Source organism: Actinomadura sp. NPDC047616 (assembly GCF_040642915.1).
Lineage (GTDB): Bacteria > Actinomycetota > Actinomycetes > Streptosporangiales > Streptosporangiaceae > Spirillospora > Spirillospora miaoliensis.
The window spans coordinates 21529-29672 of record NZ_JBEYTB010000033.1 but is presented as its reverse complement, the minus strand read 5'-3'; the positions used below and the strand labels follow the sequence as shown (position 1 = coordinate 29672).

Below are 8144 nucleotides of genomic sequence, written 5' to 3'. Positions count from 1 at the left end.
CCCGCGAGGTCTACCGCACCCTGACCAGCACATCCACCACACCAGCCAACCAAAACGATCTTGCTCCTGCAGCTTGACATCTATAGGAGCATCCGAGAAGTCCCAGGAGGCCCTGCACGACGCGCAGACCAAGGCTCTGCGCTTCGGGCACACCGAGGTCGACGCCGAGCATCTCCTGCTCGCCCTGCTCGACCAGCCGGAGGGCTTGGCCCCCCGGCTGCTGGTGGGAGCCGGCGTGAACACCGACCTGCTGCGCACGGAGACCGAGTCCCGGCTCCAGCGGCGTCCGCGGGTCACCGGCCCGGGCGCGGCGCCCGGTCAGGTGTACGTGACCCAGCGGCTGTCCCGGTTGTTCGACACGGCCGAGCGCGAGGCGAAACGGCTGAAGGACGAGTACGTCTCGGTCGAGCACCTCGTGCTGGCCCTCATCGAGGACGGGCTGATCCAGGGGGTCACGCGGAACCGGTTCCTCGAGGAGCTGACGAAGGTCCGCGGCAACCAGCGGGTGACCTCGTCGATGCCGGAGGCCGCCTACGAGGCCCTGGAGAAGTACGGCCGGGACCTGGTCACCGAGGCACGGACCGGGAAACTCGACCCGGTCATCGGCCGGGACACCGAGATTCGCCGCGTCATCCAGATCCTGTCCCGCAAGACGAAGAACAACCCGGTGCTCGTCGGCGACCCGGGCGTCGGCAAGACCGCGATCGTCGAAGGGCTCGCCCAGCGCATCGACCACAGCGACGTGCCGGAAGGGCTGCGGGACAAGACCGTCTGGGCTCTCGACATGGGCTCGCTGGTCGCGGGTGCGAAGTACCGCGGCGAATTCGAGGAACGCCTCAAGGCGGTGCTCAACGAAGTCAAGGCCGCCGAAGGGCGGATCCTGCTGTTCGTCGACGAGCTGCACACCGTCGTCGGGGCGGGCGCGGCCGAGGGCGCGATGGACGCCGGCAACATGCTCAAGCCCATGCTCGCCCGCGGTGAACTCCACATGATCGGCGCCACCACACTGCAGGAGTACCGCAAGCACATCGAGAAGGACGCCGCCCTCGAACGCCGCTTCCAGCCCGTCATGATCGACGAGCCCTCCGTCGAGGACGCCATCTCGATCCTCCGTGGCCTGCGCGAACGGCTGGAGGTCTTCCACGGAGTGAAGATTCAGGACTCCGCGATCGTCGCGGCGGTGACGCTCAGCCACCGCTACATCTCCGACCGGTTCCTGCCGGACAAGGCCATCGACCTGGTCGACGAGGCGGCGGCGAAACTGCGCACCGAGATCGACTCGATGCCGGCCGAGCTCGACGAGCTCACCCGGCGGGTGATGCGCCTGGAGATCGAGGAGGCGGCACTGGCGAAGGAGAGCGACCCGTCCAGCCTGGAGCGCCTGGACGACCTGCGCGCCCAGCTGGCCGACCTCAAGGCCGAGGCCGACGCCATGCGCGCCCAGTGGGAAGCCGAACGGCAGGCACTGCGCAAGGTCCAGGACCTGCGCCAGGAGATCGAACGCGTCCGCCGGGAGGCCGACCAGGCCGAACGCAACTACGACCTCAACCGCGCCGCCGAACTGCGCCACGGCCTGCTGCCGGAACTGCAACGCAGGCTGCAGGCCGAGGAGGAGCGGCTGTCCGACAAGCAAGCCGGCCGGCGGCTGCTGCGCGAGGTCGTGACCGAGGACGAGATCGCCGACATCGTGTCCCGCTGGACCGGCATCCCGGTCAGCCGCCTCAAGGAGGGCGAACGCGAAAAGCTGCTCCGGCTCGACGAGGTGCTGCATGAACGCGTCGTCGGCCAGGACGAGGCCGTGCGGCTGGTCACCGACGCCATCATCAGGGCACGGGCCGGGATCAAGGACCCGCGCCGCCCGATCGGCTCGTTCATCTTCCTCGGCCCGACCGGCGTCGGCAAGACGGAGCTGGCCAAAGCACTGGCCGCGGCGCTGTTCGACACCGAGGAGAACATGATCCGGCTGGACATGAGCGAATACCAGGAACGGCACACCGTCAGCCGCCTGGTCGGCGCCCCGCCCGGCTACGTCGGCTACGAAGAGGGCGGCCAGCTCACCGAGGCCGTCCGGCGCAAGCCGTACTCCGTCGTGCTGCTCGACGAGATCGAAAAGGCCCACACCGACGTGTTCAACACGCTGCTGCAGGTCCTCGACGACGGCCGGCTCACCGACGGCCAGGGCCGTACCGTCGACTTCCGCAACACGGTACTGATCATGACCTCCAACATCGGCTCGGACTACCTGCTGGTCGGCGTCACCTCCGACGGCGAGATCAAACCCGACGCGCGCGATGCCGTCATGGACGCGCTGCGCACCCACTTCCGGCCCGAGTTCCTCAACCGTGTCGACGACATCGTGCTGTTCAAACCACTGACACAGCGCGAGATCGAGCGGATCGTCGACCTGATGTTCAACGACCTGCGAGGCCGCCTCACCGACCGCCGGATGACGCTGGACGTCACGCCGGAGGCGTGCGCCTACATCGCCCGCCAGGGCTTCGACCCGGTATACGGCGCCCGGCCACTACGCCGGTTCATCGCCCGCGAGGTCGAGACCCGGATCGGCCGCGCACTGCTGTCCGGGGAGATCCTGGACGGCGCGGTCATCCGCGTGGGACTGGAGGACGGCGAACTCAAGGTCTCCCACCAGAACCCATGAGGGGGCATTGATGACCGTCCAATGCCCGCACTGTGGCAAGCGCAACCGCGTGCCGGCGGTGGCCGACGGTACGCCGCGCTGCGGGAACTGCCACCGGCCGCTTCCGTGGATCGCCGACGCCGGCGACGACGACTTCGCCGACGTCGCCGAGCGCGCCTCCGTGCCGGTCGTGGTCGACCTGTGGGCGACCTGGTGCGGCCCGTGCCGCATGGTCAGCCCGGCGCTCGAACAGCTCGCCCGCGAGATGGCCGGCCGGATCAAGCTCGTGAAGGTCGACGTCGACCGAGCGCCGAAGATCCAGGAGCGGTTCGCCGTCCAGGCCGTGCCGACCCTGCTCCTCATGCGGGACGGCAAGGTGATCGATCGGCAGGCCGGCGCCGCGCCCGCTCCGGTCCTGCGCGCATTGGTGGAGAGGTCGGCGTGGTCCACGGACGCGCGGTCCAGCGCGCGCTCGTCCCCGTCCAGCAGGCCGCGGGCGTGTTCGGCGGCCGTCGTGACGGTGGGAAAGCCCGGGTTCTCGCGGGCGAGCCGTTCCGCGGCGCCGACCACGCTCTCGGCTCGCACGCGATCGTCCAGGGCGAGTGCGGTGCGTACCAGCCAGGCCGCCGCGGTGGGATCGCTGACCAGCGCCCAGGAGTGCTCCGGCACCTGCTCGCACAGCTCCGCGAACGCCGTCGCCACGGCACCGGCACCATCGCGCGCCATCGCGATCTGGCTCGTCACAAGCGCGAAGCGGGCCTCTGCGTGCGGCGATCCGTACTGCGACAGCCCCGGCCGTACCCGGTCGACGTACCGCTGTGCGGCGTTCAGGTCCCCGGACCGCAGCGCGGCGACGGCGAGCACCGCCAGCGCGGACGACATCAGCACATGCGGGCCCGACCCGCTGGTGGCCGCCAGGCCCGCCTCGGCCTCGGCGATCGCGTCGTCGAAACGGCCCGCGGCCAGATGCAGGCGGGCGCGGAGCACGGCGGGCGCCGCCGCCCACACGAGACGTCCGCGCACCTTGATGTCGTCGCCCGCGCTCGCCATCACCGAACATGCCTCGTCCAGCCGCCGGACGTCGGTCAGGAGCATCGCCAGGATCATCCGGGGGTGCAGGCACCAGGCGTCGATGGACGCCGCCCGGCTGACGGCCTCACGGGCGAGCCGCAGGCCCTCGGCCAGGTCGTCCGTGTCCCACGCGGCCAGCGCGAGCGTGATGAACGCCCCGGTGACGAGGGCGTCGCCGTGCTCGCCGGCAGCCTCGACGATCGCCTGCGCGTGCCGACGCGCGAGCGTACCGTCACGGGCAGCGACCTGCGCGTTGAGTAGCGCGAGTTCAGCGGCGTCGCGGAGCCGGTCCGGTAGGCCCGGTTCGGCCAGTACGGTCGCGGCGTCCACCGCGGCCTCGGCCGACCGGCCCTGCATGTGCAGGATCTCCGACCGGAGGCAGCACAGGCGCGCGTGGGCAGCGGCGGTCAGCGGCCGGGTGAGGGCCGATTCGGTGAAACCGGCGGCCTCATCCAGCCGGCCCGCCTCGATGAGCGTGCGGACGGCGGTCAGTGTGCGATCGGTTCGGGCCGGTTCGGCGAGACCGGTGAGGCGAACTACCCGCAGCGCGATGTCCGCCGCGGTCTGCGGTGAGACCGGCAGGATATCGTCGACCAGCCGGTCCAGCTCGGCGAGGCCACGGGGATCGCCCGTGCGGACACCCTGCATCAGGTGCGCCGCGGCCGCCGTCGCAGGCCCGCCCCGGTCGAACAGGACCTCGCCGATCTGCTGGTGCAGCGCCTTCCGGATGGGAACCGGAACGGCGTCGGTGACCGCCTGCCACAGCAGGCCGTGCCGGAAGGCCAGCTCATCCCCCGCGACGGCGAGCACGCCCGCCGACAGCGCCTCGTCGAACTGCGGGACGATCGCGGTCGGGGTCGTGCCGAGCACCGCGGCCGCGGCGTCCGGCGAGAACGAGCGTGCCAGGACCGCGGTCACGGTCAGCAGATGGCGCGTCCGCGGGCTCAACTGGTCGAGCAGGTGCCGTGCCGCCGCCTGGGACCGCCGCGGCAGGCCAGCCGCGACGAGACGTGCGCTGCCGTCGCGAATCTGGATCCCATTCTCGCCGCGCAGTCCGGCTATGAGCGCGGTGAGGAGGTACGGGTTGCCGCCTGACTGGCCGGCGAGCGCCGCCAGCCGCGGGTCGGGCACGGCACCGAGAATGTCGATGACGATCCTGGTCAGCGCATCGTCGTCGAGGGGCGGCAGAGTGATCCGCTGCACGCCGTCGTATTCGAGGAGGCCGAAGAGGCGGCCGGCGGCCTTCCCCGCCTTCACCGTGCTGCGGGCCAGCAGCCACGCGACGGGCCGGCCGGCGAGCTGTGACGTCCAGGCCCGCAGCGTCGCGAGGGCCGTCGGCGTCACCAGCTGAAGGTCGTCGAGGCCAACCAGCACGGGGCCGGCTCCGGCTCGTTTGTCGAGACCGGCGCGGATCCTCTCGATCCGCCACATGTGCCGGTCCTGCTCGGCGGACGGTCCTCGCCGTCGGCGATCACGTCCTCGCCGAGCGCCGAGAGCAGCGACTCCGCGAGCGGCATCCGGCCGAGGTCGGGGGCGCCGACCGTCACCGACAAGACGCCGCGCGCGCGGGCCGTTCGCGTCGCCTCGCGGAGGAGGAGGCTCTTGCCGATGCCGGGCTCGCCCTCGACGAGCAGGACTCCAGAGCGCCCCTCGTGCGCCGCGGCCAGCAGATCGAGGACGGCGCTCCACTCGGCCGCACGGCCACGCATCCTCGCGGGCCCGCGAGCATCCTCGGTGCAGTGCGTCGGAACGGTGGCCATCATGGCTCCGGCAGCAGCGCGTGGTAGTCCATCGGCAGCTGGTCGGCCACGCCGGCGATCTCGTCGCGGCTCTCCGCCCGCCCGAGCACGTCGCCGACGGGTCTCGGCGGCTCGCGGCGAACGCGTCCACACGCCGCCGAGCGTTTTCGGGCAATCGGTCAGGGGCGGCGCGGAGACCTCGATGGCCGAGCGGCCCGCATCGGCCAGACCGACCGATACGGCATTACTCCACTGTAGTCGCCGCCCAGCCGCCCCGCATCCTGCAGTAGGTCACCCTGCGGAGGCGGCCCGCCCGGATACCGCGGTGGGAGTAAGCGCCACCAACGCGCACATCAGGGGAGGACATCATGAAGGCAGTCGTGTACCACAGGCCCCGAGACGTACCGGGTCGACCAGGTGCCGGATCTCCCCGGATCGAGGCCCCGGGGCGACGACACGGACCGGGTGAAGGTGGTCCTGCACCCCTGAGGACCGAGTTCTCCCGGACCCGCGTCGTCACCCGGCGCGAATGGCAACTCGGCGTCCCGGACCAAGCCACGCCAACCCCGATCTCCTACCGACGCTGGGCGCACTCCAGCGCCCTGATGGCCGAATCGACCCCGGTAAACGCGCGTCGGCCCGCCCCGGACATGACGCCGGGACGGGCCGAGGTACGGCGGGTGTCAGGCCAGCGTGGCCACCCGCCCACCCACCGGGGTGGTGGGCTTCGGTGCGGGCGGCACGCTCGGCTATCAGGTGCCGTCGATCAGGCGGATGGCCAGGTCGGGGCTGAACTGGCCGGCGGGGATCCCGGCACCGATCCCGCAGTTGCCGTCGGAGTCGCCGGGGACCTTGACCCACAGTTCCAGTTCGGCGTCGACTCCCTGGCGGGGCGGGGTGCCGAGCCTGCGTCCGGCGGGGTTGCACCATTCACCGTTGGAACCGTTGCCGTTGCGGCTGGTGTCGACCACGAAGGTCTTACCGCTGGGGAGCCCGGCTTTGACGGCCTTGGCGTAGCTGACCGATTGTGCGGTCGTGTAGTAGTTCGACACGTTGACCGCGAAGCCGCGTGCGTCAGCGATCCCGGCGGCCTGCAGACGCTGGGCCATGGTGCCGGCGGGAATCCAGTTGGCGTTGCCGGCGTCCAGGTAGACCCAGGCGTTCGGCGCCTTCTGCTTGAGCTGCTGCACACCGTATTTCAGCAGGTCGAGCCGGATCTGCCGCTCGGTGCCGTTCGGCAGGCAGTCGAGTTGGGCGACCGCGTCGGGCTCCACCACGACGATCGCCTGGCGGCTGCCGATGGCCGAGGCGAACTGCCCGATCCAGGTGCGGTAGGCATCCGGGCTGCCCGCTCCGCCGCCGGAGTGGCTGCCGCAGTCACGGCCCGGGACGTTGTAGGCCACCAGCATCGGTGTGGCGCCGGCCTGCGCGGCGCCGCCGACATAGCGGGACACCGCCGCGGTGATATCGCTGTCCCAGTTACCGAACCAGCGTGCGATCGGCCGGTCGGCGATGGCCGCCTTGATGCGAGCGGCCCTCGGGTCGCCGGGGTGGGCGGCGACCCAGGCCGCCGGGTTGGAGTTCGGGTCGACGTACAGGTTGGCCGCGGCGATGGCCTTGGCCGCGGGTGCGGCGTAGGAGACGGCGGCGACCTTGGCGGCCTGCGGTTGCTGTCCGGTGAAGTAGGCGCCGGTCAGCGCGGCCGTCGACGCGGTGAACGCGGCGACGGCGGTGATGGTCCATCTGCGGATAGCGGGCAGCACGGGGGTTCCTTTCTCGTCCGGTGTCATGGCGGGGTTGCCGTCCGCGGGCTCTTCGGTCATTCTTCAGCGGAGCATAGGGAAGCGGACGCGTTCAATGCACTAACTATCGACGCGCATCAATCCGGGTCAAGAGCCCTTTCACTCTTCCATTTCCGCCCCAGCCCGCCGTCATTGTGAGCCTGTGGGGTGCCATAACGCGCGCGTAGGCGCTGATCTGGGCTTTCGTGGGGAACCTCAGGTCGCCCGGTGGTACTCGTTGAGCACCCCGGCCGGGACCGTTCGGGGCTGGATCGAGGCGGTCATGTCGATCAATCGACCGAAGTCATACAGTGGCGGGCCGAGCGTGCGGCCTTCGGTGGGGCGGTGGGTCCCCCCTGCGGCGACGTCCGGGAGAACGTGCTGTACCCGACCCGCCGCGTGTCCGACGACACCTTCCTCGTGCTCTCCCCCCCCCGGTCACAGGACCGCGCGGACCTGCGGCTCCCAGGCCGACTCGCCTCAACGCTCTGCCGCACTACCGCTGCGCCTGAAGTATGCGCAGATATCAGTGAGGTTTCTCAACGGCGGCTATTGCCAAATCATGTTGAGGAAACCTCACTTACTGAGCGGAATCAATCGCCGACGTCCGCGAGAACGGCAACGACCTGTGGTTCAGCAAGAAGCACAAGGCGTTCGGAGGCAACGTGCAGTTCCTGTCCGCCCCGGACGGCACCCCGTTGTGGGTCTCCGATGTCGAGCCCGGCTCCACGCCGTGCCGCAGACCGTGCAGCCGGATCGGCAGTAGCGCCGCCTCGCGGGCCTCACCGGCGCCATGACCTCCGGCCAGGCCGCACCGCCCACAAGCTGCGCCCCATCAGGCCCGTGCTCGACATTCCCAGCAGTGCCTGTCGCTCTACCAACAGGCAGCCGCCGAGTACGGCGTGCCATGGGAGG

General features: G+C 70.7%; 4 protein-coding genes and 1 pseudogene. 3 read left to right on the top strand and 2 right to left on the bottom strand.

Going from position 1 to position 8144, the window contains the following annotated elements; all coding sequences use genetic code 11:
- The first annotated feature begins 73 nt into the window (after positions 1-73).
- Together clpB and trxA are read left to right on the top strand one after the other, a co-directional pair.
- The gene (clpB, locus tag ABZ801_RS41075) at positions 74-2659 is read left to right on the top strand and encodes an ATP-dependent chaperone ClpB (RefSeq protein WP_360709251.1); all 2586 of its coding nucleotides are present in this window, start codon (positions 74-76) and stop codon (positions 2657-2659) included.
- Between the two features lie 10 nt (positions 2660-2669).
- On the top strand, positions 2670-5060 hold the full coding sequence (trxA, locus tag ABZ801_RS41070; protein ID WP_360709259.1) for a thioredoxin: 2391 nt from the start codon (positions 2670-2672) through the stop codon (positions 5058-5060).
- On the opposite strand, the gene ABZ801_RS41065 is transcribed toward trxA, so the two are convergent.
- Both ABZ801_RS41065 and ABZ801_RS41060 read right to left on the bottom strand, forming a co-directional pair.
- On the bottom strand, positions 5050-5418 hold the full coding sequence (locus ABZ801_RS41065; RefSeq protein WP_360709256.1) for an ATP-binding protein: 369 nt from the start codon (positions 5416-5418) through the stop codon (positions 5050-5052). The genes trxA and ABZ801_RS41065 overlap by 11 nt on opposite strands.
- Before the next feature lie 782 nt (positions 5419-6200).
- Positions 6201-7271, bottom strand: coding sequence for a glycoside hydrolase family 6 protein (locus ABZ801_RS41060; RefSeq protein ID WP_360709249.1), 1071 nt, complete (start codon positions 7269-7271; stop codon positions 6201-6203).
- 569 nt (positions 7272-7840) lie between these two features.
- On the opposite strand from ABZ801_RS41060, the pseudogene ABZ801_RS41055 reads away from it, so the two are divergent.
- Positions 7841-7957: pseudogene (locus ABZ801_RS41055) on the top strand (IS5/IS1182 family transposase); the annotation flags it as partial.
- Between the last annotated feature and the right edge of the window lie 187 nt (positions 7958-8144).

Coding starts and splice junctions, on each gene's coding strand:
- trxA (WP_360709259.1), top strand. CDS start 2,670: ATGACCGTCCAATGCCCGCACTGTGGCAAGCGCAACCGCGTGCCGGCG.
- ABZ801_RS41065 (WP_360709256.1), bottom strand. CDS start 5,418: ATGCGTGGCCGTGCGGCCGAGTGGAGCGCCGTCCTCGATCTGCTGGCC.
- ABZ801_RS41060 (WP_360709249.1), bottom strand. CDS start 7,271: ATGACCGAAGAGCCCGCGGACGGCAACCCCGCCATGACACCGGACGAG.